General features: G+C 70.3%; 25 protein-coding genes, 1 pseudogene and 1 riboswitch. Of the genes and pseudogenes, 13 read left to right on the top strand and 13 right to left on the bottom strand.

Annotation, left to right across the window (positions count from 1 at the left end; genetic code table 11):
* Positions 1 to 3: 3 nt before the first annotated feature.
* From ACIRJT_RS33500 to ACIRJT_RS33485, 4 genes are all read left to right on the top strand, one after another.
* Positions 4 to 747, top strand: coding sequence for a MerR family transcriptional regulator (locus ACIRJT_RS33500; protein WP_403916816.1), 744 nt, complete (start codon positions 4 to 6; stop codon positions 745 to 747).
* A 53-nt stretch (positions 748 to 800) separates the two neighbouring features.
* Entirely contained in the window at positions 801 to 1,274 is a 474-nt protein-coding gene (locus tag ACIRJT_RS33495; protein ID WP_006123076.1) for a bifunctional nuclease family protein, read from the top strand.
* Positions 1,275 to 1,442: 168 nt separating this feature from the next.
* Positions 1,443 to 2,069 (top strand): MerR family transcriptional regulator, encoded by a 627-nt coding sequence (locus tag ACIRJT_RS33490; RefSeq protein WP_403916814.1) that lies wholly within the window; start codon positions 1,443 to 1,445, stop codon positions 2,067 to 2,069.
* A 113-nt stretch (positions 2,070 to 2,182) separates the two neighbouring features.
* Entirely contained in the window at positions 2,183 to 3,640 is a 1,458-nt protein-coding gene (locus tag ACIRJT_RS33485; protein WP_403916811.1) for a DNA polymerase IV, read from the top strand.
* Here ACIRJT_RS33485 and ACIRJT_RS33480 read toward each other — a convergent pair.
* Positions 3,562 to 3,933, bottom strand: coding sequence for a PRC-barrel domain-containing protein (locus tag ACIRJT_RS33480; RefSeq protein WP_403916809.1), 372 nt, complete (start codon positions 3,931 to 3,933; stop codon positions 3,562 to 3,564). The two genes, ACIRJT_RS33485 and ACIRJT_RS33480, sit on opposite strands and share 79 nt — an antisense overlap.
* A gap of 132 nt (positions 3,934 to 4,065) precedes the next feature.
* Positions 4,066 to 4,163, top strand: a riboswitch (glycine riboswitch).
* 193 nt (positions 4,164 to 4,356) lie between these two features.
* Here ACIRJT_RS33480 and gcvP point away from each other — a divergent pair.
* Entirely contained in the window at positions 4,357 to 7,242 is a 2,886-nt protein-coding gene (gcvP, locus tag ACIRJT_RS33475; RefSeq protein ID WP_403916806.1) for an aminomethyl-transferring glycine dehydrogenase, read from the top strand.
* Between the two features lie 103 nt (positions 7,243 to 7,345).
* On the opposite strand, the gene ACIRJT_RS33470 is transcribed toward gcvP, so the two are convergent.
* Together ACIRJT_RS33470 and ACIRJT_RS33465 are read right to left on the bottom strand one after the other, a co-directional pair.
* A complete protein-coding gene (locus ACIRJT_RS33470) occupies positions 7,346 to 7,549 on the bottom strand; it encodes a DUF5999 family protein (RefSeq protein ID WP_371622325.1) in 204 nt (67 codons plus the stop codon).
* Positions 7,550 to 7,879: 330 nt separating this feature from the next.
* Positions 7,880 to 8,464, bottom strand: coding sequence for a hypothetical protein (locus ACIRJT_RS33465; protein ID WP_403916803.1), 585 nt, complete (start codon positions 8,462 to 8,464; stop codon positions 7,880 to 7,882).
* Positions 8,465 to 8,948: 484 nt separating this feature from the next.
* Here ACIRJT_RS33465 and ACIRJT_RS33460 point away from each other — a divergent pair, with 484 nt between their 5' ends.
* The gene (locus tag ACIRJT_RS33460; protein ID WP_403916800.1) at positions 8,949 to 10,454 is read left to right on the top strand and encodes a glutamate--cysteine ligase; all 1,506 of its coding nucleotides are present in this window, start codon (positions 8,949 to 8,951) and stop codon (positions 10,452 to 10,454) included.
* A gap of 54 nt (positions 10,455 to 10,508) precedes the next feature.
* Here the strand turns inward: ACIRJT_RS33460 and ACIRJT_RS33455 are convergent.
* A pseudogene (locus ACIRJT_RS33455) lies at positions 10,509 to 11,294 on the bottom strand (substrate-binding domain-containing protein).
* 144 nt (positions 11,295 to 11,438) lie between these two features.
* Here ACIRJT_RS33455 and ACIRJT_RS33450 point away from each other — a divergent pair.
* Complete coding sequence (locus ACIRJT_RS33450) at positions 11,439 to 12,218, top strand: CPBP family intramembrane glutamic endopeptidase (RefSeq protein WP_403916843.1); 780 nt, start codon at positions 11,439 to 11,441, stop codon at positions 12,216 to 12,218.
* A 61-nt stretch (positions 12,219 to 12,279) separates the two neighbouring features.
* On the opposite strand, the gene ACIRJT_RS33445 is transcribed toward ACIRJT_RS33450, so the two are convergent.
* The 3 genes from ACIRJT_RS33445 to ACIRJT_RS33435 all read right to left on the bottom strand — a co-directional run bounded on the left by ACIRJT_RS33445 (position 12,280) and on the right by ACIRJT_RS33435 (position 15,336).
* Positions 12,280 to 13,101, bottom strand: coding sequence for a PhzF family phenazine biosynthesis protein (locus ACIRJT_RS33445; RefSeq protein WP_403916797.1), 822 nt, complete (start codon positions 13,099 to 13,101; stop codon positions 12,280 to 12,282).
* Positions 13,102 to 13,175: 74 nt separating this feature from the next.
* A complete protein-coding gene (locus ACIRJT_RS33440) occupies positions 13,176 to 14,537 on the bottom strand; it encodes an MFS transporter (protein ID WP_403916794.1) in 1,362 nt (453 codons plus the stop codon).
* A 403-nt stretch (positions 14,538 to 14,940) separates the two neighbouring features.
* On the bottom strand, positions 14,941 to 15,336 hold the full coding sequence (locus ACIRJT_RS33435; protein WP_403916840.1) for a RidA family protein: 396 nt from the start codon (positions 15,334 to 15,336) through the stop codon (positions 14,941 to 14,943).
* Between the two features lie 137 nt (positions 15,337 to 15,473).
* Between ACIRJT_RS33435 and ACIRJT_RS33430 the strand changes: the two genes are divergently transcribed.
* Positions 15,474 to 16,475: a helix-turn-helix transcriptional regulator gene (locus ACIRJT_RS33430; RefSeq protein WP_403916791.1), complete on the top strand. Its 1,002-nt coding sequence runs from the start codon at positions 15,474 to 15,476 to the stop codon at positions 16,473 to 16,475.
* A gap of 31 nt (positions 16,476 to 16,506) precedes the next feature.
* On the opposite strand, the gene ACIRJT_RS33425 is transcribed toward ACIRJT_RS33430, so the two are convergent.
* The 3 genes from ACIRJT_RS33425 to ACIRJT_RS33415 form a co-directional block, all read right to left on the bottom strand.
* Complete coding sequence (locus ACIRJT_RS33425; protein WP_403916788.1) at positions 16,507 to 17,013, bottom strand: FBP domain-containing protein; 507 nt, start codon at positions 17,011 to 17,013, stop codon at positions 16,507 to 16,509.
* 130 nt (positions 17,014 to 17,143) lie between these two features.
* Positions 17,144 to 17,575: an RNHCP domain-containing protein gene (locus tag ACIRJT_RS33420; protein WP_403916785.1), complete on the bottom strand. Its 432-nt coding sequence runs from the start codon at positions 17,573 to 17,575 to the stop codon at positions 17,144 to 17,146.
* Positions 17,576 to 17,601: 26 nt separating this feature from the next.
* Positions 17,602 to 17,985: an RNHCP domain-containing protein gene (locus ACIRJT_RS33415; protein ID WP_403916782.1), complete on the bottom strand. Its 384-nt coding sequence runs from the start codon at positions 17,983 to 17,985 to the stop codon at positions 17,602 to 17,604.
* 693 nt (positions 17,986 to 18,678) lie between these two features.
* Here ACIRJT_RS33415 and ACIRJT_RS33410 point away from each other — a divergent pair.
* On the top strand, positions 18,679 to 19,110 hold the full coding sequence (locus tag ACIRJT_RS33410) for a DUF4240 domain-containing protein (RefSeq protein ID WP_403916780.1): 432 nt from the start codon (positions 18,679 to 18,681) through the stop codon (positions 19,108 to 19,110).
* Positions 19,111 to 19,603: 493 nt separating this feature from the next.
* Here ACIRJT_RS33410 and ACIRJT_RS33405 read toward each other — a convergent pair whose 3' ends face one another.
* Entirely contained in the window at positions 19,604 to 20,038 is a 435-nt protein-coding gene (locus tag ACIRJT_RS33405) for a GNAT family N-acetyltransferase (protein WP_403916777.1), read from the bottom strand.
* Positions 20,039 to 20,597: 559 nt separating this feature from the next.
* On the opposite strand from ACIRJT_RS33405, the gene ACIRJT_RS33400 reads away from it, so the two are divergent.
* Together ACIRJT_RS33400 and ACIRJT_RS33395 are read left to right on the top strand one after the other, a co-directional pair.
* Positions 20,598 to 21,224, top strand: a complete 627-nt coding sequence (locus ACIRJT_RS33400; protein ID WP_403916774.1) for a hypothetical protein — start codon at positions 20,598 to 20,600, stop codon at positions 21,222 to 21,224.
* 296 nt (positions 21,225 to 21,520) lie between these two features.
* The gene (locus ACIRJT_RS33395) at positions 21,521 to 22,123 is read left to right on the top strand and encodes a PadR family transcriptional regulator (RefSeq protein WP_403916772.1); all 603 of its coding nucleotides are present in this window, start codon (positions 21,521 to 21,523) and stop codon (positions 22,121 to 22,123) included.
* Positions 22,124 to 22,227: 104 nt separating this feature from the next.
* Here ACIRJT_RS33395 and ACIRJT_RS33390 read toward each other — a convergent pair whose 3' ends face one another.
* Together ACIRJT_RS33390 and ACIRJT_RS33385 are read right to left on the bottom strand one after the other, a co-directional pair.
* Positions 22,228 to 22,659 (bottom strand): SRPBCC family protein, encoded by a 432-nt coding sequence (locus ACIRJT_RS33390; protein WP_403916769.1) that lies wholly within the window; start codon positions 22,657 to 22,659, stop codon positions 22,228 to 22,230.
* A 79-nt stretch (positions 22,660 to 22,738) separates the two neighbouring features.
* Complete coding sequence (locus tag ACIRJT_RS33385; RefSeq protein ID WP_007455626.1) at positions 22,739 to 22,933, bottom strand: hypothetical protein; 195 nt, start codon at positions 22,931 to 22,933, stop codon at positions 22,739 to 22,741.
* A gap of 248 nt (positions 22,934 to 23,181) precedes the next feature.
* Between ACIRJT_RS33385 and ACIRJT_RS33380 the strand changes: the two genes are divergently transcribed.
* Together ACIRJT_RS33380 and ACIRJT_RS33375 are read left to right on the top strand one after the other, a co-directional pair.
* Positions 23,182 to 23,724: a Clp protease N-terminal domain-containing protein gene (locus ACIRJT_RS33380; protein ID WP_403916766.1), complete on the top strand. Its 543-nt coding sequence runs from the start codon at positions 23,182 to 23,184 to the stop codon at positions 23,722 to 23,724.
* Positions 23,725 to 23,863: 139 nt separating this feature from the next.
* The gene (locus ACIRJT_RS33375) at positions 23,864 to 24,895 is read left to right on the top strand and encodes an EamA family transporter (RefSeq protein WP_403916763.1); all 1,032 of its coding nucleotides are present in this window, start codon (positions 23,864 to 23,866) and stop codon (positions 24,893 to 24,895) included.
* The last annotated feature ends 28 nt before the right edge of the window (positions 24,896 to 24,923 follow it).

Raw genomic sequence — 24,923 nt, 5'->3', positions numbered from 1 at the left:
CCCATGCTGCGAACACCGACAGGCGGTGCCGGACACGGCACCGCCACCGCGGAATCCCGCCCGATGAGCATCGGTACGGTGCTCATCCAGCTGCGGGACGAGTTTCCCGAAGTCACCATCTCCAAGATCCGGTTCCTGGAGGCCGAGGGGCTCGTCGAGCCGCAGCGCACTCCTTCCGGATACCGCAAGTTCGCTCCGCATGATGTGGAGCGCCTGGCCCAGGTGCTCCGCATGCAGCGGGACCACTACCTGCCGCTGAAGGTCATCCGGGAGCACCTGGACGCCCTGGCCCGGGGGGAGCAGCCCACTCTGCCCTCGCCCGGTGAGCGGCGGGACCTGGCCGACGGGGTGTGGGAGACCGGCCCCGGGACGGCGACCGCCGCCAGGATCGGGCGGGCCGAGCTGCTCGCGGCGGCCGAGGTCGGCGAGGACCGGCTGGCCGAGTGGGAGTCCTACGGACTCATCGTCCCCGCACCCGAGGGCGGCTACGACGCCGAGATGGTGACGGTCGCCAAGCTGGTGGCGGACCTGGGGCGTTTCGGCCTGGAACCACGTCATCTTCGGGCCATGCGGGCCTCCGCAGACCGGGAGGCGGGGCTGGTGGAGCAGTTGGTCGCGCCCTTGCGCCGACACCGTAATCCGCAGACCAGAGCCCATGCGGAGGCCACCGCCAACGAGCTCGCCGAGCTGTCCGTACGGCTGCACGCGGCACTCGTGCAGAGCGCTCTGCGCAGCCGTCTGCACTGACCTCGGCGGAGCCCGACTACCCAAACATGGCGAGCACGTCCTAGGGTTGCTGTGTGAACGAGCTCGACGTTGTCGGTGTCCGGGTGGAAATGCCCTCCAACCAACCGATCGTTCTCCTGCGTGAAGTGGGAGGCGACCGGTACCTCCCCATTTGGATCGGTCCGGGGGAGGCGACCGCGATTGCCTTCGCCCAGCAGGGCATGGCTCCCGCCAGGCCGCTGACCCATGACCTGTTCAAGGATGTGCTCGAGGCCGTGGGCCAGGAGCTCACCGAGGTCCGCATCACGGACCTCCGCGAAGGGGTCTTCTACGCGGAGCTCGTCTTCGCCAGCGGAGTCGAGGTGAGCGCCCGGCCCTCCGACGCCATAGCGCTCGCCCTGCGGACCGGCACGCCGATCTACGGCAGTGACGGCGTGCTGGACGATGCGGGCATCGCGATCCCCGACGAGCAGGAGGACGAGGTGGAGAAGTTCCGCGAATTCCTCGACCAGATCTCTCCGGAGGACTTCGGTACGAACAGTCAGTGACCGTCCCGCAGGGGTGCCGTCAGCGCATCCGACAAGCCTTTCCCGGAAACGAGACACGGGAAACCACCCTCAGGGTGATTATCACTCGGCGTGCCGAGTGTGGCGATCGTTGACGCACCCCGAGTGACTGCCTACCTTCGAGTGGGCAGGTCAAGGACGGAGGTCGGCGTGAGAAGCAGCGGCGACGGTACGGCGGCGGGTGGGCCGTATCCGCAGCACGGCAGTGGAGCCGACCACGCCATCAGGCAGCCGGTTCCACCGGCGGCGGTGGCAGCGGGCGGCGTGGCATCGGTGAGTGATGCCGACGACATCGGTTATCGCGGACCGACGGCGTGCGCGGCGGCGGGGATCACCTACCGCCAGTTGGACTACTGGGCCCGTACGGGACTGGTCGAGCCCAGTGTGCGCCCGGCCTACGGGTCGGGGACCCAGCGTCTCTACAGTTTCCGGGACGTGGTTCTCCTCAAGATCGTCAAGCGGTTCCTGGACACCGGGGTCGCCCTGCAGAACATCCGCACCACGGTCCAGCATCTGCGGGCCCGCGGTTTCCAGGATCTTGAGCGCATGACGCTGATGAGCGACGGGGCCACGGTCTACGAGTGCTCCTCGCCCGACGAGGTCGTCAGCCTGCTCCAGGGCGGGCAGGGAATCTTCGGGATCGCCGTGGGCGTCGTCTGGCGGGACGTGGAGGCGGCGCTCTCGCAGCTGCACGGCGAGCGGGTCGACACCGGCGAGACGCTCGTCGGTCACAACCCCGCCGACGAGCTGGCGCGGCGCCGGAACCGCGCGGTCTGATCGCCCCCGAGGGACGTCACGGCGGGCGGCACGCACACGACGACGGGACGGTCCGGCACCTCACGGGGCGCCGGACCGTCCCGTTGTCAGTGCCGTAGGGCAGCATCGACGGTGTGAGACCCGCGCCCACCATCCTTCACCTGGACATGGACGCCTTCTACGCGTCGGCGGAGCAGGCGGCCAAGCCGAGCCTGCGCGGCAAGGCGGTCGTGGTGGGCGGCCTCGGACCCCGCGGCGTGGTCGCCACGGCCTCGTACGAGGCCCGGCGCCTGGGCGTGCACTCGGCGATGCCCACCGCGCAGGCCCGGCGGCTCGCACCGAACGCCGCCTACCTGGTGCCGCGCTTCGCGCTGTACCGAACGGTGAGCGACCAGGTGATGGAGCTCCTGGGGCGGCTGTCGCCCCTGGTGGAGCCGCTCAGCCTGGACGAGGCCTTCGTGGACCTGGAGGCCGGCGGGACGGCCGACGACGCGGCGTCGGCCCGTGCGACGGGTGAGGGGCTGCGGACGGCGATCCGCGCGGTGACCGGCCTCAGCGGATCCGTCGGGCTGGCCGGTTCCAAGATGCTCGCCAAGATCGCGTCCGAGGAGGCCAAGCCCGACGGGCTGCTGCTCATCGAGCCGGGCACCGAGCGTGAGCTGCTGGCTCCCATGTCCGTGCGCACCCTGCCGGGGGTCGGACCGGCCACCGGCGACCACCTCAGACGCGCCGGGATGACCACCGTCCACGACCTGGCCGAGGCGGGCGAGGCGGAGCTCGTACGGCTGGTCGGCAAGGCCCACGGCCACGGGCTCTACCGGATGGCGCTGGGGCTCGACGACCGGCCGGTGGTCGCCGAGCGGGACGCCAAGTCCGTATCGGTGGAGGACACCTTCGACGTGGACCTGCACGACCGGGTGCGGGTGCGGGCCGAGGTGGAGCGGCTGGCGGTCCGGTGCGTGGAGCGGCTGCGCGCCGCCGACCGGTCGGGGCGCACGGTGGTCCTGAAGGTGCGCCGCTACGACTTCTCCACGCTGACCCGTTCCGAGACGCTCAGAGGCCCCACGGACGACCCCACAGTGGTCCGTGAGGCAGCTGGGCGGCTGCTGGAGTCCGTCGACACCACAGGGGGCGTACGGCTGCTGGGAGTCGGCGTGACGGGGCTGGCCGACTACACCCAGGAGGACCTGTTCGCCCAGGCCGCCGACGCCCGGGAGCTCGCTCAGCGGACCCAGGAGGAGCACCGGGCGCCGGTGGAGGGCGACGGGGAGGAGGTGGCGGCCGAGCCCGAGCCCGACGGCGCGGAGCTGCTCGCCGCGCGGCGCTGGCCCGCCGGGCACGACGTGCGCCACGAGGAGCACGGGCACGGCTGGGTGCAGGGGAGCGGAGTGGGCCGGGTCACCGTCCGGTTCGAGGAACCGTGGAGCGCACCCGGCCGGGTGCTGACGTTCCGCGTCGACGATCCGCAGCTGCGGCCCGCCGACCCGCTGCCGCTCGTCCGTGACGCGGCCGACTACTCCTCCTGGCCCGCCAGCCTGCCGAAGTCCCGGTCGGGCGCCGACGCCTCCGGGGGCGGGGAGTCCAGCCCGTAATGGCGATAGAGCTGCAGTTCCTGCTCGGGCGAGAGGTGCCTGCCGACGCCGAAGTCCGGCGCACCTTTGATCAACGCGCGGTCGAAGGGAACGCGCAGCGCGTCCTCGACGAATTCGCTGGGCTCCAGGGGGACGAAGGCGTCCCTGCTGAACAGGCCGGTGCGGACGGCCGCCCACTCGGGCACGCCCGTCGCGTCGTCGAGATAGACCTCATCCACCGTTCCGATCTTGGCGCCCTTGCGATCGAATGCCTTGCGGCCGATCAGGCGGCGCGGATCGATATCGGTCTGCACGGTGCCTCCCACTGGTCGCAACTGCTCAGGGTGGACGCTGTCGCTCCACCAGCACCACACAAGTGCAGATCCGTGGCGTCGGCCACTCGAGGAATCCGGCACGGTGGCCGCTGGTAGGCTGACAGTGGCTGCTGACCCCGTGCGGGAGAGTCCTCCGGTGCAGAATCCGGAGGCGCCGAAGGAGCAACTCCTCCCCGGAATCTCTCAGGCCCCCGTACCGCACGGACGAGGTCACTCTGGAAAGCAGGGCGATTCCGTGCGGGCGCAGGCCCAGGCGGACTCGACCCTCACCGACGGTGAAAGTCGGCACGCCTCAGGGCGGGCCGGTGAAGCTCTCAGGTTGAGATGACAGAGGGGGAGGCCGTTCGGGCACCCGCGCCGTGGTGCCCCTCGCAGGTCGTGACAGACCAGGAGGCCTCCACCATGACCCCCCGTCGCACTCCGCTCTCCCAGCTGGAGCAGGGCATTCCGTTCGAGCAGCGCCACATAGGGCCCGACGCCGGAGCCCAGGCGAAGATGCTCGCCCAGGTCGGCTACGGCTCCCTCGACGAGCTCACCGCCGCCGCGGTGCCCGACGTGATCAAGAGCGCGGAGGCCCTGAACCTTCCCTCGGCGCGCACCGAGGCGGAGGTCCTGGCCGAGCTGCGGTCGCTGGCCGACCGCAACGAGGTGCTGGCCCCGATGATCGGCCTCGGCTACTACGGCACCTTCACGCCGCCCGTCATCCTGCGCAACGTCATGGAGAACCCCGCCTGGTACACGGCCTACACGCCGTACCAGCCGGAGATCTCCCAGGGCCGGCTGGAGGCCCTCCTCAACTTCCAGACGATGGTCGCCGAGCTGACCGGGCTGCCCACCTCCGGCGCCTCGCTGCTCGACGAGGGCACCGCGGCCGCCGAGGCGATGGCCCTCGCCCGGCGCGTCGGCAAGGTCAAGAAGGGCGTCTTCCTGGTCGACGCCGACACCCTGCCGCAGACCGTCGCGGTGATCGAGACCCGCGCCGAGCCCACCGGCGTCGAGGTCGTCGTCGCCGACCTGAGCGACGGCATCCCCGCCGAGATCGCCGAGCGCGGCGTCTTCGGCGTGCTGCTCCAGTACCCGGGCGCCTCCGGAGCCGTGCGTGCCATCGAGCCCGTGATCGAGCAGGCCCACGAGCTCGGCGCGATCGTCACCGTCGCCGCCGACCTGCTGGCCCTCACGCTGCTCACCTCGCCGGGCGCGCTCGGCGCGGACATCGCGGTCGGCACGACCCAGCGCTTCGGCGTCCCGATGGGCTTCGGCGGCCCGCACGCAGGCTTCATGGCGGTCCGCGACAAGTTCGCCCGCTCCCTGCCCGGCCGCCTCGTCGGCGTCTCCGTCGACGCCGACGGCAACAAGGCCTACCGCCTGGCCCTCCAGACCCGCGAGCAGCACATCCGCCGCGAGAAGGCCACCAGCAACATCTGTACCGCGCAGGTCCTGCTCGCCGTCATGGCCGGGATGTACGCGGTCTACCACGGCCCCGACGGGCTGCGGACGATCGCCCGGCGCACCCACCGCTTCGCCGCGATCCTGGCCGACGGCCTGCGGAGCGCCGGCGTCGACGTCGTGCACGGCGCGTTCTTCGACACCCTGACCGTGCGCGTGCCCGGCAAGGCCGCCGGCATCGTCGCGGACGCCCGGGAGCGCGGGGTCAACCTCCGCCTCGTCGACGCCGACCAGATCTCCATCGCCTGCGACGAGACCACCACCCGCGCGCAGCTCTCCGCCGTCTGGGCCGCCTTCGGCGCCGAGGGCGACATCGAGGCGCTGGACGCGACGGTCGCCGACACGCTGCCCGAGGGGCTGCTGCGCTCCGACGACATCCTGACCCACCCGGTCTTCCACCAGCACCGCTCCGAGACCGCGATGCTGCGCTACCTGCGCAAGCTCGCCGACCGTGACTACGCGCTGGACCGCGGCATGATCCCGCTCGGCTCCTGCACCATGAAGCTGAACGCGACCGCCGAGATGGAGTCGATCACCTGGCCCGAGTTCGGCGCCCTGCACCCCTTCGCCCCTGCCGAGCAGGCGCAGGGCTTCCTCACCCTCATCCGTGAGCTGGAGGAGCGCCTCGCCGAGGTCACCGGCTACGACGCGGTGTCCCTCCAGCCCAACGCCGGTTCCCAGGGCGAGTTCGCGGGTCTGCTCGCCGTCCGCGCGTACCACCGGGCCAACGGCGACGACCAGCGCACCGTCTGCCTCATCCCGTCCTCCGCGCACGGCACCAACGCCGCCAGCGCCGTCATGGCGGGCATGAAGGTCGTCGTGGTGAAGACCGCCGACGACGGGGAGGTCGACATCGCGGACCTGCGCGCCAAGATCCAGCTGCACCGCGACGAGCTGGCCGTGCTCATGATCACCTACCCGTCCACGCACGGAGTGTTCGAGGAGCACGTCGCCGACATCTGCGGCGAGGTGCACGACGCGGGCGGCCAGGTCTACGTCGACGGGGCCAACCTCAACGCGCTGGTCGGGCTCGCCAAGCCCGGCAAGTTCGGCGGCGACGTCTCGCACCTGAACCTGCACAAGACCTTCTGCATCCCGCACGGCGGCGGCGGCCCCGGCGTCGGCCCGGTCGGCGTCCGCGCACACCTCGCCCCGTACCTGCCCAACCACCCCCTCCAGCCCGCCGCGGGCCCGGAGACCGGTGTGGGCCCGATCTCGGCCGCCCCGTGGGGCTCGGCGGGCATTCTGCCGATCTCGTGGGCGTACGTCCGTCTGATGGGCGGCGAGGGCCTCAAGCGAGCCACTCAGGTCGCCGTGCTGGCCGCGAACTACATCGCCAAGCGCCTGGAGCCGCACTTCCCGATCCTCTACAACGGCCCGGCCGGTCTGGTCGCGCACGAGTGCATCGTGGACCTGCGCCCGATCTCCAAGGCGACCGGCGTCTCCATCGACGACGTGGCCAAGCGCCTGATCGACTACGGCTTCCACTCGCCGACCATGTCCTTCCCGGTGGCCGGCACGCTGATGATCGAGCCGACGGAGAGCGAGAACCTCGCGGAGCTCGACCGGTTCTGCGACACCATGATCGCGATCCGCGCCGAGATCGAGAAGGTCGCCTCGGGGGAGTGGAGCGAGGACGACAACCCGCTGCGCAACGCCCCGCACACGGCGGCCGCGCTCGGCGGCGACTGGGACCACGGCTACAGCCGCGAGGAGGCCGTCTTCCCGGCCGGAGTGTCCGCCGCGGACAAGTACTGGCCGCCGGTGCGCCGCATCGACGGGGCCTTCGGCGACCGGAACCTGGTCTGCTCCTGCCCCCCGCTGGACGCGTACGACGACTGAGACGGACCGCGGTGGGGCGTGCGCCGTGAGCGGTGCACGCCGGACATGCGTCGGGGCCGGTGCGGAGATCTCTCCGGGCCGGCCCCTGTTCGTGGATCCGTTCTCAGGCGGCCTTCACCACGCCGGCCGCCAGTGGCCGGTGCGGGGCGATGATCTGCCCGTCGGGCAGCAGTTCGCCGGTGTCCTCGAAGAGCAGGACGCCGTTGCACAAGAGGCTCCAACCCTGCTCGGGGTGGTGGGCCGTCAGACGGGCGGCCTCCCGGTCGGGTGAATCGGCGGTGGGGCAGGGTGGCTGGTGCTGGCACATGGATGGGTTCTTTCGCTGCGTCGAGTCGAGTGTCCTGCGGCTGGATGAGGTGTTCATGGCCGCCCCCCGTATCAGTCGGTCCGGTCCCAGTGTTGCCCTACGGGGAGGATTCCGCAGGGATTTCGCTGCAGCACCCGTACTCCTCCCATGACGCATCACCCGCGCGGACGGTTCACCGCAATTGCACTGTCCCTTTGGGTGGTTCGGGGTGGCCGGATGGAGCTAGTCCGAGTGGGCAGCAGACCGCCCCCGCGGTGACCCTTTCCCCCGCCCGGAGTTCGGGCGGGGACAGGATCGCCACGGGGGCGGTCTACCGGGACGGCGCGCCGGTCAGGCGGAGCTGAGGAGCGGGCCGGGGGTCACGCGCAGCGAGATGACGGGCAGTAGATCGGCGACCCGGTGCGGGCGGTGGGCGGCGATGCCCGGCGGGGCCGGCGCCAGGGGCACCAGGACGTCCGTCGGCGCGAGCACCCCGCCGGCGGGGTCGGCCTCGGTGTCGCCGTGCAGCCAGAGGGTGAGCATGTACAACTCCGGGATGGACAGCAGCCGGGCCTGGCAGGCGGTGGCCGACGCCTCCGCCTGCCGGACCGCCAGCTCGGTCGAGGCGAGGTAGGGCCCCTCGAAGAAGTGCGAGAACGTCCAGCCGTCGGGGGTGAGCACGGTGTCCGCCGCGGCGACCGCGCGGCCCTCGCTCCTGATCAGGAAACGCCAGGCCGCGAGGCGTGTCAGAGGTGCTGTCATGGCGGGCGCGATCCGGTCCAGCACATGTACGGGAAGCGGTAGTTCGGGGCTCAGCGGTCCCTGGACGGACCGGAGAGCGGACGTGCGGGCCTCGCGGACGGCGGTGGGAGAACCGAGGGCCGCGAGAACACTGCGCAGGGCGGGCGCGGGAGCCGGGGGAACATGCAGCGGCATAGTGGGTCGCCTCTCACTTCGGAGACACGGTGACGCTTGGGCGGGTGCAGACGGCGCTGTCGGCATGTGGGCCTGAGACGGCCGGTGACGGGCGAGTCGTATCAACTCTCTGCCTCGTTGAGCGGAGTTTATATGACGCGTGTTCACACAGTGTTTCCACTAGCGGCCGGAGATATGTCGCGCAAGACGTCATCCGGCCTTCGAATCGCGGTATTCCTGGTGATTTGATCTGCCGTTGACGGCCCCGACCTGGCACCCTTCCGGTGGAGCGGTCGGCCGAAACTCGTCGGTGTTTCCACCGTGCATACTCCGGTCGAATATGTGGAGATCCGCATGCCACCGGAATGTGCCCCAGGTCTCCTTCAACCAGACTATCGGGTATCGGAGCCCCGTGGGGGCGTTACGGATCACTCCCGCTGGGCATTATCGATCGTGATGCGAGCGGCCTGGGCCGCGGGCCGCCCACTGGAGGAAGGACCCCTCGATGGGGGAGAAGGTCGTGGCGGAAGCCGTTGACCTGTCCGATCGACAGGCGTACCGCACCAAGCTCAACCAGTGCCTGGAGGGGCTGGGCAGACTCCTGGCGGAGCGGAGGTTCGACCGTCCGCGGAATCTGATGGGGCTGGAGATAGAGCTGAATCTCGCGGGTCCCGACGGGATGCCCCGGATGATGAATCAGCAAGTGCTCCAGCGCATCGCGAGCCGGGATTTCCAGACCGAACTGGGGATGTTCAATCTCGAAGTGAATATCGTCCCGCACCGCCTCGGCGGCCGGGTATTCGATCAGCTCGCGGAGGAGTTGCGGACCGGCCTCGCCTATGCACACCGCAAGGCGGGGGAGGTGGACGCGGGGATCGTGATGATCGGAATCCTGCCCACGCTGGGGGAGCACGACGTGGTGTCCGCGAATCTCTCGGACGTGGACCGCTACACCCTGCTCAACGATCAAATGGCGGCCGCCCGGGGGGAGGATTTCCTCCTGGATATCGAAGGCGTCGAGCGATTGGTCTGTACCTCGCCCTCCATCGCCCCGGAATCGGCCTGCACCTCGGTGCAGCTGCACCTCCAGGTGACGCCGGCCCGGTTCGCCGACGTGTGGAACGCCGCCCAGGCGATCACCGGCGTCCAGATCGCACTGGGCGCCAACGCCCCCTTCCTCTTCGGCAAGGAGCTGTGGCGGGAGTCCCGGCCGCCCCTCTTCCAGCAGGCCACCGACGTACGGCCGCCGGAGCTGGCGAACCAGGGCGTGCGCCCCAGGACCTGGTTCGGGGAGCGCTGGATCGGCTCCGCCCACGAACTCTTCGAGGAGAACCTGCGCTACTTCCCGCCCCTGCTGCCGATCTGCGACGACGAGGATCCCCTGAAGGTGCTGGACGAGGGCGGGGTGCCCGAGCTGGCCGAGCTGGTGCTGCACAACGGCACCGTCTACCGCTGGAACCGTCCGGTGTACGGGATCGCCGACGGTGTTCCCCATCTGCGGGTGGAGAACCGCGTGCTGCCCGCCGGGCCGACGGTCACCGATGTGATCGCCAACGCCGCCTTCTACTACGGGCTCGTACGGGCGCTCGCCGAGGAGTCGCGGCCGGTGTGGAGCAGGCTGCCGTTCGAGGTCGCCGAGGAGAATTTCACCGAGGCCTGCCGGCACGGCATCGAGGCCGAGCTGCTCTGGCCGCGGTCGGGCCGCACCGGCGGGCTTGCCAGGATCCCCGCCGTACAGCTGGTGCTGGAGGAACTGCTGCCGCTGGCCGCCGCGGGGCTGGACGCCTGGCACATCGAACCCGCCGACCGGGACCGCTATCTAGGGGTGATCGAGGAGCGCTGCAAACGGCGCGTCAACGGGGCGTCCTGGCAGGTGGCCACGTACCGCCGGGCCCTGGGCGCCGGACTGGGGCGGGACGCGGCGCTCGCGGCCACCACGCGCCGCTACGCCGAGCTGATGCATGCCGGGGAGCCGGTCCATACCTGGCCGGTGGGCTTCCCGGCGCCCTGAGGCAGCCGTGCAGCCGGGAGTCGGCGACGGGCCCGGCTCCGGCTCCCGGCCCGGTCACTCCTGCGCGGCGATTCCGTTCTGTCCCGCCGCCATGATGGCCTGGAGGATCACCGCCTGGATCTCGGCCGGGTCGCTCACCTCGTAGCCGTCGCCGCCGGTGAGCCGCGCGATCTCGGCGACCTCGTCGCGGTCCGCGTCCGGACCCACCGCGATCGCGATGACCGGGACAGGGCGCTCCGGGTCGCGCAGCGCCTCGAGCTCCGCGATGAGCCCGCTCCGCGAGATGCTCCGCTCCTCCTGGTTCGAGCCGTCGGTGAGGAGGAGTAGGTCTTCTCGGGCCAGCCGAGCTTCCGGGACGCCGACGACACCATGGCCAGCGCCACGGGGGAGGAGGCCACCGAGTCGGACGGTGAGACGGGGATGCCCTCGCCCAGTCCCTTGGCCCGCTCCAGCCACAGTTCGGAGTCGGGCAGCCAGACCTGGAAGTCGGGCTCCTCGTCACCCGCCGCGAGGGATTGGGCGACCTTGTGCGAATCGCGGGCCAGCACCTCCACGGCGAGGCAGCGGCCGTCGGTTCTCATCTCGTCCGCCGGGGCCCGTTCTGCTATGGAGCGAACGGCGGGGGCGATGTCCGGGGAGGCCACCACGGACAGACGCACGGCCGGGTCCTCGCAGGGCCGGGAGAACGACAGCAGACCGACCTTGGCCGCCACGGCCGTTCCCGTCGCCACGGTGAGGACGAGGAGGGTGGCGATGGCGACCGTACGGCGACGGCGCCGGGGGCTCGGGAGGGCCGCGTCCTTCCGCCGCGTGGCTGTCGGGCAAGCTATGACGTCCCATGTCGGTGGTGCCCCTCGTCGAGGACGGAACCCCGGCCTGTCGCGCATGATCTTCGTACCTATATTCGAGACCCTAGTGCGGCGGTCGGTGGGATGAGACGTGATTGCAGAACAAAAGGCAGGTGTACAGGTGGAGGCCGGGCGCGTGGCTGATTCTTTTCCCCAAGAGGCCGTTTCACGAAGGATTCCGCGGTCCGAGGTGGTGCTAGTCCTGGCGCTCTCGCTGGGCGCCAGTGGGGTGTCCGCCCTCATCAGTTTTGTCGGATCGCTGACGAAACCTGGAGGTTTGAAGGATCAGGCGGCGACGCTCAACGGCTCGTACGCGCCGGGCCGCCCATGGCTTGATCTGTCATGGCAAATGTTCGGAATCGCAACGGCTCTGGTGCCGGTCGCGCTGGTCGCACACCTGCTGATCCGTGAAGGAGCGGGGCTGCGGGCCATCGGGTTCGACCGCACGAAGCCCTGGTTCGACCTCGGCCGGGGAACCCTGGTCGCGGCCGGCATCGGCAGCGCCGGCCTCGCCTTCTACCTGGTGGCCCGCGCCACCGGATTCAACCTGACGGTCGTTCCCGAGTCCCTGCCCGAGGTCTGGTGGAAATTCCCCGTACTGATCCTCTCGGCGATCCAGAACTCCGTGGTGGAGGAGGTCATCGTCGTCGGGTATCTGCTCCGCAGACTCGGGCAGTTGGGCTGGACGCCGATGGCCGCGCTGGTGGCGAGCTCCGTGCTGCGCGGGTCGTACCACCTTTATCAGGGCATCGGCGGCTTCATCGGAAACGTGGTGATGGGTGTCGTCTTCGTGCTGCTCTACCGACGCTGGGGCCGGGTGGGCCCGCTGGTCGTCGCGCACGCACTCCTGGACATCGGGGCCTTCGTCGGATACGCCCTGCTCGCGGGCAGGGTCGACTGGCTGCCGACACCCTGAGCGCGGTGCTGTCGGGGCGGGGGAGGGGTGCGCCGGAGGTTCGGCGCACCCCGACGGGCCGTCAGAGCGTGGTCAGCAGTTCGCCGTCGATCACCGTGACCGCCGTGCCGGTCAGCAGGGTGCGCTCGCCGCGCAGCCCGGTGCGGACCCGTCCCGAGCGGGCGGACGCCTGGAGGCCGGTGAGGTCGTCGCGGCCGAGGCGGGCCGACCAGAAGGGGGCCAGTGCGGTGTGGGCGCTGCCGGTGACCGGATCCTCGTCGACGCCGACGCCCGGGAAGAAGCCGCGCGAGACGTAGTCGTAGCCCCGGGCGGGGTCCTCGGCGGCGGCGGTGGCGATGACACCGCGCCGGGAGTGGGCCGCCAGCGCGGCGAAGTCCGGGGCGAGCGCCCTTACGGCCGCCTCGTCCCGGAGCTCGACGAGCAGGTCACCGATGTGCTCACCGGTGGCGTGCACCGAGACGGGGTCCGCCCCGAGGGCGTCGGCGAGGCCGTACGGCACTGGCTCCTCGGTCAGCGGGGAGGTCGGGAAATCGAGGGTGAGAGTGCCGTCCGGGTGAGCGATGGAGCTCAGGATCCCGCAGCGCGCGGTGAAGCGCACCGGGCCCGTGGCCAGGCCCGTGGTGTGCAGGACGTGGGCGGTGGCGAGCGTCGCGTGCCCGCACATGTCCACCTCGGTGGCCGGGGTGAACCAGCGCAGCGCCCAGTCGGCCGTGCCGCCCGGCGGCAGCGGATGGGCGAAGGCCGTCTCGGAGAGGTTCACCTCGGCGGCGATCTCCTGAAGCCGTTCGGCGGCCGGGAACGTACCGCCGTCCAGCAGGAGCACGCCGGCGGGGTTACCGGAGAAGGGGCGGTCGGTGAACGCGTCGACGATGCGAATCCTCATGGGGCGACCGTAGAGCGCCGGAGCGGAGGCGGGCCAAGGCCAATTCCGCGTGTCTGGCCCCTGGCCGTCCGTCGTCACCGGCACTCCCGCGGCCCCGGAAGCACCCGTCCCAGCCGTGCGAGCGGGGACACCGCCATCAGGACCGGCGACAGCATCATGCCCGAGGCCGTCACCAGAAGGCCGCCGCGCAGACCCCACTCCTGCGCGAGGAGGCCGCCGAGCAGCGAGCCGAGCGGAGTGAACCCCATGCCGACGAAGGTGATCGTCGCGGCCACGCGCCCCTGCAGCCCGTCCGGTGTGACGGCCTGCCGCACCGACATGACCGTGACGTTCACCAGCTGGCTGAACGTCCCGAACACGAAGTTGACGGCGAGGACGGCGATGACCGTCGTGGTCGAGGAGCCGTGCAGGGCCGGTACGCACAGCAGCGCCCCGTTGCCGACCACCGCCGCGGACACGAGCACCACGCCGTGGCCGAACCGGCCCGGCAGCCGTGCCGCCAGGACCGAGCCCAGAAGCGCGCCCGGTCCGGTCGCCGCGAGGGCGAGGCCGACGGTGGCGCCCGTCAGCTGCAGTTCGCGCGGGAGGAAGAGCAGATAGACGGTCATCGTCGCCGCGAAGGAGAGCTGAAAAGCGGCAGAGGCGAGGCACACGGCCCGCAGCCAGGCGTTCGAGGCGACGAAGCGCAGGCCTTCCCGGATCCGGCCCCGGCCCGGGGCGGCGCGCTCCGGGGAGGCGCTGTTCGGGCGGACCGGAACCGGTGCGACGCGCTCGGGTACAGCTTCGGGGCGGCGGATCCGCCTCAGGGACACGAACGACACCGCGAAGAACAACGCACCGGCGGCCGTGGCGACCGGCGCCGACAGCAGCGAGACCAATGCGCCGCCGAGTGCGGGCCCGCCGATCTGCGCCGCGGACCGACTGCCCTCCAACGCGCTGTTGCCCTGGACGAGTTGCTCGCGCCGAACCATCCGTACGAAGGACGCCTGGTACGCCACGTCGAAGAGGACCGACAGGGCCCCGACGGTGAACGCGACCACGAACAGCACGGGCAGGCCGAGCAGTCCGAGGAGCCCGGCCACGGCCGCCGAGCCCAGGGCCACGGCGCGGGCGGCGTCGGTGAGCACCATCACCGTGCGGGTCCGCCACCGGTCCACCCACGCGCCTGCGAGGAGGGAGAGCAGCAGGATCGGCGCCTGCCCCACGGCGCGGAGGACGCCCAACTGGCCCGCGCCCGCGTCGAGTGTCAGGACGGCGAAGAGCGGCAGCACGACGAGCGTGGTGTGTTCGCCGAGCTGGGAGGCCGTCTGACCCGCCCAGAGCCTGCGGAAATCGGCGTCGCGCCACAGACCTGACGGCGCGCCCCTGCCGGGATCCGGTACGCCGGAGGAAGGAGAAGAGGAGGAAGGAGCGGAGGAAGAGGAGAGGGGCTGCACAGGAACCTCTGGGGTCGCCGGGCACGAGACCCGCGGCCCGGCGCACGAAAGCGCACCCGGACAGCGGGTGGGAAAGGGCTCGCTGCGCCGCGACCTCACGGGGCGGCACGCGATGACGGGCCGGTCCGGCTACGACGTCAGCGCGTGCTCGGACGACCGACCATGTCTCTCTCCGCTCCTGGATCTCTTCCCGGTGGATCCTTCGTCGCCCGGAACCCTAGCGCCCGGCGTGCGGGGGCGAAAGGCGATTTCGGCAGGGCAAGGCCGGCCGGCCCCGGCCTCACACGGGTGTGATCGGTCGACACTCTTGGCGCCCGCGATGCGAAGCACCGGATATCGGCTCACCGCCCGTACCGACCCCGCCGGTTCGGGCGACGGGAACGGGACGGGCGGTGAAGCGGCGTCACGCCACGGCGGTGCCCTCGACCTCGACCAGTTGGCCGGGGACCGCCAGTCGCACCACCCCGAGCAGGGTGCTGGCCGGTGCCACCCCGGCCGCGCCCAACCGCCCCGCCAGCGCGCCGTAGTGCTGGAAGAGCAGATCGACGTCGGTCGTGTAGACGTTGAGGCGGACGAGGTTCGCGAGAGACATGCCCGCCTCGTGCAGTACGGCCTCCAGATTGTCGACGCTCAGGGCCAACTGCGCAGCCATGTCCCCGTCGTGCTGCGGACTGCCGTCGTCGCTCATCGCGGTCTGTCCCGAGATGTAGAGGGTCCGGGTCTGCCCGGAGACGACCTCACCCTGGTTGAATCCCAGGTCCGTCGACCACGTCACCGGGTTGACGGCCGTTCGTTCCAGCGCCACTTCAGCTCCATTCGATTCATGGGAGTACGGAGGTCCGTCGGCTCGGCAACCGCCGGCTTCGACGTCGTACAAGGGGGAGCCTTCCAACGAAAGACGACACCCTTGGTCATGTATTTCGCTACCGTTTCCGCATGCGCGCCGACCGATTGGTCTCCTTGGTACTGCTGTTGCGTCAGCGCGGCCGACTGACCGCCGACACGCTGGCCCGCGAGCTGGAGGTGTCCACCCGCACTGTGCTGCGCGACATCGAGGCACTGTCCGCGGCCGGCGTCCCGGTCTACGCCGAACGCGGCCGGCACGGCGGGTTCGCCCTGCTGCCCGGCTTCCGGACCGAGCTCACCGGGCTGAACCACGACGAGACCCTCGCCGTGCTGGCCGCCGGATCGGGGCGCGGGGAGCAGGTGTTCGGCCTCGGACCGGCGCTCGCCTCGGCCATGCGAAAGGTGGTCGACGCGCTGCCCGTAAGCCATCAGGCCGCCGCGAGCGACGCGGCCCAGCGGCTTCTCGTCGACCCGGAGACGGATCTGCTCTCACGTCGGCCGGTCACCGACCAGGTACCGGGCGCCACCATGATCGAGGTCCGCCGGGCGGTGCTCTCGGGCCACAAGCTGCGCATCCACTACGCGGCCACGGACCAGGCGCCCCAGTGGCGCACGGTGGACCCGATCGGCCTGGTGACCGTACGGGACCGGGGCTACCTGCTGGCCACGAGAGCCGGCGCGGACCGCACCTACCGGCTGTCACGGGTGCTGGCCGCCGAGGAACTGCCCGAACCGGCCCAGCGGCCGAACCGGGTCGACCTGGACCGGATCTGGCGGGACCGTTCCGCGCGATTCCTCTCCGGCGGAGACCACCTCACCGTGCTGGTACGGGTGAACCCGGCACGGCGGGAGGAACTGCTGGGCACCGTGCTGGCCGTCCGGGCGGAGGATCCCGACACGGACGGCTGGCCACGGCTGGAGGTCACCTTCCAGGACGCACGGCACGCCGAATGGGCGCTGTGGCGGCTCGGCACGGACGCGGAGGCCCTGGCCCCGCAGTCCTTGCGCGAGGCCCTGCGAGACCGCGCCGCCACGCTCGCGGCCCGCTACGGAGCATCGCCCCGAGAGCCGCTCCCGCAGGCTGGTCCTTGAAGTCCCGTCCACGGGACAGATCGCCCATCGGTCAGGGCCGCCGCGGTTCGGCCACCGAACGAACGAAGGCGATCGTGCGTGAGCGCAGGCCTTCTCGGCGCGACCCGATGATCTCGTCGACCGGACGGTCGAAGGCTTCACGGACCGGCTTGCTGTGCACCTTCACCGCACAGTCGAGATCGGTGCACAGAAGGAGACCGACCGCGTTCAGGCGTTCGCGTTTGTCGCGTGACGGGCGTTGGGCGGTGAACAGCGAGACCTCGTTGAACCGGCGGGCGAATCGGCACAGGTCGCACATCATCGCGCGCGAACCGTGCGCCGAGTCGTTCGGGGCCTGCCGCAGCAGCACCCCACGCGCCTGGCCGTCCGCCTCGGTGACGACGTAGGCACGCTTCGGAGAACTCGGATCTCTCCACCCGAGGTAGTCGACCCGGTGCCATCGGACGTCGTCGAACCAGACAGGCAGGCGGACCTTCTTCGCGGCCGGGTCCTGGTTCACGATCGCGCCGCGCACCTCTTCCCTGGTCATGGGGCGCATGGTTTCTCCTGGTGGGTCGCGCACGGACGCGATTCGCAGAGGGACGGGGGAGGGGGAACCCCGAGCGTCGAGGTGTGGGGAATGCGGGGTGTGGGCTTCCTGTGACACGGCATCGCGCGTGACGTCCGGGTCACGGCGCGAGTCGCATCCGGTGGGCGATGCCGGGCTCCCGCAGAGGTCTGAGAGCCAGGCGAACCAGGGCCGACGCGTTGTCGTCACCGGCGATGCGATTCGCGCCGAGCTCACCGCAGGACACGCACTGGTGGATGATCATCCACTCGCCGTCGGCCCTGACCGACATGCCCAGGGCTTCCATCCGGGCACCGCAGTCCGCAGCCCGGTCGCCCGGCACCCGTCGGTCGACGTGCAGGCTGACCAGGCAGTTCGGGCAGTGGTTGCGGTGCCTGGTGCCGGGTGCGTCCAGGGGCACGTCCAGTCGGCAGCCCGCGCACCGGAAAGAGTGCCCCCGGTGCCCTCCCCGGCTGTGCGGGACGTCCTTGTACCGCTGCGGCCGACGTGCGTTCCGGGCACGGCGACGGGTGTTCTTCGCTCGTCTCGGCATGGCAGGTCCTCTCCTTTCCTTCCGGTTCAGAGGTCGCCGAACGCTTCGAGCGGAAAGGGAGGCTGAGCCAGTGGCCGGACGGCCAGCCGCATCAGGACGAGCTGGTTGTCGTCCGCGCGGGTGGGGCTGGAGGTCAGCTTGTCGCAGCGCACGCAACGGTGAATGACCATCCAGCCGCCCGTACGCGGTACGGCGACGGCGATCGGCGACATCCGGCCCCGGCAGTCACTGGAGTCGCCCTCGACGCGGTCGAGAACGTGCTGGGACTGCAGGCACGACGGGCAGTGATCGCGCCGTGTGCCGTCGTCGGCGGCCGCGGTCCGGCCGCACCACGCGCAGGAGAAGACGCTGTTCAGGGTGGTACGTGGCGAGCTTGAGCGGGTTCTGAGAGTTCTGTTGGTGCTGGACACCCGGGGTGCTCCTTGCTGGGAAGTCTGTGATGACAGCAAGAGCAGGCCGAGCGGCCTCGACGAAGACGCCCACCCCGTGCGACGCGACATGCGTGCGGGCGGAGGCAGGGGCTGATTCAGTGCACCGGAAAGTACCGGAAAGTACCGGAAAGTACCGGAGAGTCACGTCCGGACGCCGTCCGAGAAGGACGGCAGGAGAAAGACGGACTGCTGGCTAGACGGTGCAGCGAGGCGCGCGCGGCGCGGGCCGGAACATAAAAATCTCTCTTTTCCGAGGCATGGAAGCCCCGTACAGACCGAGGAACGCCGTCAGAGTAACCACGGCTCCGTCGAGGGGGCCACTGGTTTTATCGGGCGCCGCCTCACTCCGGCACAAGGAAGGTCACGGGTCCCCCGACTGGTACCACCCGGCGGCGATGCGGATCGCGTCGGCGGCTGCCGGGAGGTCTTCCGTGAGCCGATGGGGCTCTGGGAACGGCGCCGGGCCGGCCGGAGACCGTCTGCACGTTCTGCCGGTGCTGTTCCATCCGCTGAGATCGGTGCTTTGAAGACCGACCTGTTGGAAGGACCGATGGAGACCAACAGACAGGTCTGGGCGGAAGGAAACGCGTGGGCAGCCTGAAACGGCCGCAGGCCTTGGCGGTCGGCGTTTGACGGCCTGGTGTGTCACACCCGTCCGCCATGCTCTCCGGCATGAACGAAAACGCCTTCTGGCAGCTCATCGAAGCGTGCAGGCCCTCGATGCCCGACCCGGAGGGGGATGCGCTTGCCGCTGCCTTGACAGTCCACCTGGCCAACGGCCCAGTACCCGACGTGATCGGTTTCGCTGAGCAGCTCTCCTGGGCCCTGTACAGGCTGGACCGTAGGGAATACGGCGATGACCTGTCGAGCGACCAGTTCCTCTGCACCCGGGCGGCGGTCGTCGCAGCCGGCCGTGAGGAGTACGAGAGCGTGCTTCGCGACCCACGGCGGTTCACGCCGTACGCCAACAACCTCATATGGGCCGAGGCCCTGCTCTACGTGCCCGACAACACGTACAAGCACGTCACCGGTGAAGAGTGGGACCGCAGCACCCGATACAGCTACGAGTCGTACTCCAACACCGCTGGGTGGACCGACGCATAGACACCGGCGATCCGGCGATCGCTCTTGGCTCGCCATGGAGAACGAGGTCCTGTCGCATCGCGCCGCAAGCAGCCCGGCACGGACGGATGGCGTCGTCGGCCCGGAAATCGAGGGCACCCGGCTTCTGTTCAGGGTTGGCCCACGACAGGGAGGAGGCGTCGCCTCGTACATCATCCGCCTTGCCGTCAGCGGGTCCATCGGTGGCGCGCCCATCCATCCGAAGCGCATCACACACAGCGGGCAGCATCTATCAGCCCGAAGTCTTTTCACTGCCCGAACCTGTAGCTTCAGCCAAGCACGGTCGGGACGAGGGCTGACGTCCTCGCCCCGACCCGCAAGGCGTCCCCCGGAGCCGGGCCCTGCCCGGTCTGTCCGGCCCCGCTACCCGAGGGACGCGGTGGGTCACAACGCCGGACGTGCTCCCCACACCGCTGTCAGAAGGCATGCGGACAACGGAGGGCGACTCGGCCTCCGCGGAGGCCGGTACCTCATGTCACTTCAGGGTGACTCGATAGACAGTGGACTCTCTCCGCTGAAAGCCTGCCCGCTCGTACAGGCGGTTCGCAGCCTCTCGCGTGGGGCGCGATGTGAGGTCGACGGTTCGAGCCCCTGCGTCTGCCGCCAGTCCAAGGGCCTTGTCGATCAAGACCTTGCCGACCCCGTGGCCACGGGCGGCGGCATCGACCACCACATCCTCGATGTGAGCCCGCAGGCCGGACGGCAAGGGCGACACCACCAGCGTCAGCGTCCCCACGATCACGTTCTCGACACGGGCCACCAGCAACGTGTTGGTACTGGCTCCCGTCAACCTCCCCACCGCTTCGTGGTCCAGGGGCTTGGCCTTGGAGGACAGTTGTGGGAGGAGACGAGCGAACGCCTCCACCACTTCATCAGTCGCCTCGTGAACGACCTCGGTCTCAACACTCATGCTCTGGAACATACCGGCGCCGGGAAGTCGCCGATCAGCGAGCGGCGACTGTCTCGGACCGGACGGCCTGGGCGACGGGTGAGGCGGGCTGGATGGCTGACCTGTGACAGCGAAGGCGGACCATTTGCGACCGAAGTCGGACTGACGGCGGTTCGTGTCCCTGAAAAGGGACCGCCGCAGGTCAGCGGGATGGAGGCGATGGTGACGCGGGCTCGCGGTATCTCGCACATCGCTGAGATCCACGCCGAAGGGGCAATCGGCGGATTTTGAACGCGGCAAGCTCCAGGTCACGGCCGTAGGTCTCTCGCAGGTCTCTGAGCGGAACCGTGTTCTCCCCCATCTTTTTGAGCCTCCTACCCTCACCCAACCGGTGGAGTGTGCTCAAGGTATGCGGTGCACGACTAGCCGTGGCTGGACCAGCCAGCAGTGGGCGACAACCACAGGACTCGGGGGTCCTCGCGACGTAACGTCGCCTGCACCATCCCGGCATGCTCAACACGGCTACCTCATAGCCGAGTTGAGGATAGACGTGGCATGCCGTATTCAGAAGGAGCTGTACATGAGCGCGCCTCCCACGCCCCCACCGCCCTCCACTCCGCCCAGCCCTGACCCGCCCGCTCCGCCTCAGCCCAGACGCATCGGCGAGTGGGCCGCCGTGCTGTCAGCTGTGACCGGCGTGGTGGGCCTGCTGTTCGGGTTCTTCGGGTTGCCGGTGGTGATCAACTCACCCACAGCGCGAACCCCCGCGCCGATAGCGCAGCCCACTGTCCCGGCAACGGTGTCGCAAACACCTCCTGCTTCCGCCACTTCGCCGCCGGCCGAAACGGGAACCGGCAATCCTGTGACCGAGACCGACATCAAGATGCCCGCCGACTACGGCATCGTCCTTTCGGACGACCCGATCGAGCTCCGCGAGGGCGTGGGCTACGACCTGACCTACGACAGCTTCAACGGCCTCCAGTCCAGGGGGCGGATGGTCAAGCTGGATTCCGGGCAGGAGGGGTCCTTGGAGGTGTGCCGGTCGGACACGAGGTACACCGACATCATCAGGAACTCGGCCCTGACCAAAGGCGTGCGCATCTGCGTGCAGCGGAACGACCGCATCGGCCTTGTGACGGTCAGGGAGGCTCCGCAGATCCGCGACGAGAGCAAGTGCGTAACGCTCGACATAGTTGTCTGGCCCTGAACCGCTCAGCGGCGATGAGCACCCACCGCCGTGACCTGGAGCTTGCCGCGTTCACGATCCCCCGATTGCCCCATGGGTCCGTATCTCGGCGACACCCGCGTCCGGGCCGCCACGCTCGCCGGAGCGCCCAATCGTGAGCCGACCGTGCTGCGGGTGGGTCGTGCGCTTCTGGCCTGCGGCGGTTCATCTTCGCTGTCAGAGGTCGATGGCCGTTGTCGCCGGCAGTCTTGTCGTCCGATAGTTTCCGATATATCGTTGACGCATCGCGACAGATCAATGATGGAAGGAGCGTAGAGATGCGTTCACACGGATACGAGTACGGGCCGGGGCGCTGTGGGCCCGGCCATCACGGTCGAGGTGAGGGGGATGGTCGACGGGCCGCTTTCGGGCCGTTCGGGCCGCCGTTCGGTGGCGGTCCCTTCGGTGGCGGGCGCGGGCGGGGCGGCGGCGGCCGGGGGCGGGCGCGGCGCGGTGACGTGCGGGCGTCGATCCTGGCCCTGCTGAAGGACCGCCCGATGCACGGTTACGAGATGATCCAGGAGATCGGCGAGCGCAGCGGCGGGGCCTGGCGGCCCAGCCCGGGCTCCGTCTATCCGACGCTCCAGCTACTGGAGGACGAGGGCCTGATCGTCAGTGCCAGTGAGGGCGGCAAGAAGCTGTTCACGCTCACCGAATCCGGGCGGAGCGAGGCCGAGAACGGCCCCGAGGCTCCGTGGGAAGAGGCCGGGCGCGGCGTGGACTGGGAGGGTGTCAACGAGATCCGGCAGGCCGGATTCGGCCTGATGGAGGCGTTCGGGCAGGTCTGGAAGACCGGCTCCGCCGATCAGCGGCAGAAGGCGCTGACGGTCATCAACGACGCGCGCAAGAAGCTCTACCTGATCCTCGCCGATGAGCACTGAGCACTGAGCACTGAGCACTGAGCGCCTAGTGCTGAGCGTGCCCGCCGCGCGCGAGGCGCCGCGGGGCGATTCCGCGGGGCCTCGCGCGCGCCGCGCGGGCGTGGTCAGGAGGTGACGAGCCCGCCGAGCTTGCGCAGCGACTCCTGGAGCGCCGCCGTCGCGGAGTCCTTCAGCTTGGCGCCCATCAGCGAGACCGCCGCTCCGGTGAACTCCCCGTCGATGCGCATCGTCGTGGCCTCGCCCTGCGGTGTGAGGGAGTACCGCATGACCAGGTTGACCCCCATCGGGCCCTTTCCCCGGGTCGCCAGGAGGCGGCCCTCCTCCAGTCCGTCGACCGTCCAGGTCACCTCGGCCGGGAAGCCCATGAGTTTCATGTTCTCCTCGTAGGTGGCCGCGATTTCCAGCTCGGCCGGGCCGCCCTTGGGGAAGCTGGTGTGGGTGGCGTTCCACTCCCCGTACGACGAGAAGTCCGTCAGGCGGCCCCAGACCTTCTCGGCGGGCGCCTCGATGCGTGCCTCGGCGCTGACTTCAGCCATGCGACCACCCCTGGTTCGTCCGGTTACGGTGTCGCGGAAGGTAGCGGGGGCCTCGCCAACATTCAATACTGATGAACCGTCAGATCTGTTGGGGCTGTCTGTTCCGCCAGATCACCGCGGCGTCGAACCTGTCCGACGCGCGAGGGTGGGGACCCTCGTCGTGGCAGTGGAAGGCCGTCCAGAAGAGGTCGGCGGGCAGGGCGTCGTCGGGTGCGTACACGCGGTAGACGTACTGCAGCCCGTCCTGGGCGAGCAGCGCGACCATCCAGAACACCCGTACCTCTCCTCCCGTCCCGCCCCGCCGTGTGCGTACGGCGTGAGGGACGTGCGCGCGGGGGCCTGCGGTTGCCGCGGGGGCGTGGGATGCAAGGCGGCGCGCGCTCCCGACCGTCATGGTTGTGCCGTTCGACGCGATCTCATCCGCAAGGATGACGGACCGCTCCGGCGTCCCCAACTTCGGTGGGATGCCCAATGGGTCGCTCCGGGGATGCCTTTCGGCCGCGGGACTGATGGGGTAGAGGTGTGCAAAACCGGACGCCTCGCATGCCTGACCAGCCCGCACCGAACCACGCCGAGAGCGATGCCCGCTTCACCGTGGAACTGGCATCGGTGCTCAACGGTGCGCGCAGGCGCGCGCTGCGCGACGGTGACCGGCAGATCGACACCGCCCACCTGCTGCATTCGCTGATCGAGACCGACCCCGAAGTCCGCGAGGCCTTCGACGGTGGGCCCCAGTTGGCCCGAGTGCTCGGCTATCTCGTCCAGCGCAGCATCGGCTACGGGCTCCGCTGGCAGGGCTCCGTCGAGGACTCCGGCGCCGTTCCGGTGGTGCGCGACCCGGCGGTCGAGGGCTGGTCGCCCTCGGCCCTCGCCGCGATGGAGGGCGCGCTGCGCCGTGCGGCGTCGCGCGGCGAAGCCCGCGCGGCCGGCCTCGATCTGCTCGCCGCCCTGGCGGCCGACCCCGAGTGCCGTGCGGTCGAGGTGCTCGCCCGTGGGGGCGTGGACGCGCGGTGGCTGGCGGACCGGGTGGTCGTGCTCACGGCCGAGGCGACGCGTCACGCCTGAGCCGCGCGGTGTGAGTCGCCCGGTGTGAGCCGCCCCGTGGCGGTGACGCGTGAGCCCCCTCCCGTCGGCGCGGCCGGGGCACCGTCTCGACAGGTGTCACGGGGATGACGGTGCTGTCGACTGCTGCCATGATGTGCCGATGCAAGCGTCTTCGGGATTTCAGGGCAGAAGTGCCGGGCTGGGCCTCGCACTGGTCTCGGCCTTCGCGTTCGGCGGTTCGGGAGTGGCGGCCAAGCCGCTGATCGAGGCGGGGCTCGATCCGCTGCACGTGGTCTGGCTGCGCGTCGCGGGCGCCGCCGTCGTCATGCTCCCGGTCGCCTGGCGCCACCGCAATCTCGTACGGGAACGCCCCGCGCTGCTGGCCGGGTTCGGCCTGTTCGCGGTGGCCGGGGTCCAGGCCTTCTACTTCGCCTCCATCTCCCGCATCCCGGTCGGTGTGGCGCTCCTGGTGGAGTACCTGGCGCCCGCGCTGGTCCTCGGCTGGGTCCGCTTCGTGCAGCGCAGGCCCGTCACCCGGGCCGCCGCGGTCGGCGTGGTGCTGGCGGTGGGCGGCCTGGCGTGTGTCGTCGAGGTCTGGTCGGGGCTCAAGTTCGACCTGCTCGGCCTGCTGCTGGCCCTCGGCGCGGCCTGCTGCCAGGTCGGCTACTTCGTTCTCTCCGACCACGGTGGGCAGGACGGCCGGGACGGCCGGGGCAAGCACGCCGAGCCTCCTCACCCCGTCGGGGTCATCGCGTACGGACTGATCGTCGGCGCGGCCGTCCTCACCGTCGTCGCCCGCCCCTGGGGCATGGACTGGTCGCTGCTCGGCGGCAGCGCGGGCATGAACGGCAACGAGGTGCCCGCCTGGCTGCTGCTCGGCTGGATCGTGCTGCTCGCCACCGTGCTCGCGTACGCCACCGGGGTCGTCTCCGTCCGGCTGCTCTCGCCCCAGGTGGCCGGGGTCGTCGCCTGCCTCGAAGCGGTCATCGCCACCGGCCTGGCCTGGGTGCTCCTCGGAGAGCACCTCTCCGCGCCGCAGCTCATCGGCGGATTCGTGGTCCTGACCGGCGCGTTCATCGCCCAGTCCGCCGCGCCGAAGCCCCCGTCGGGTCCCGTCGCCTCCGGCGCCGGTGCGGGCGCGGTGGCAGGGGCCGTCGAGGGTGAGTTGTCCGGCGGCCGGGCCCCGCATTAGTGTGACGGCCATGCATCTGACTGTGCTG

Origin of the sequence: Streptomyces sp. NPDC102283, assembly GCF_044766265.1 — a bacterium.
Lineage (GTDB): Bacteria > Actinomycetota > Actinomycetes > Streptomycetales > Streptomycetaceae > Streptomyces.
This window is presented reverse-complemented; position numbering and strand designations above follow the sequence as displayed.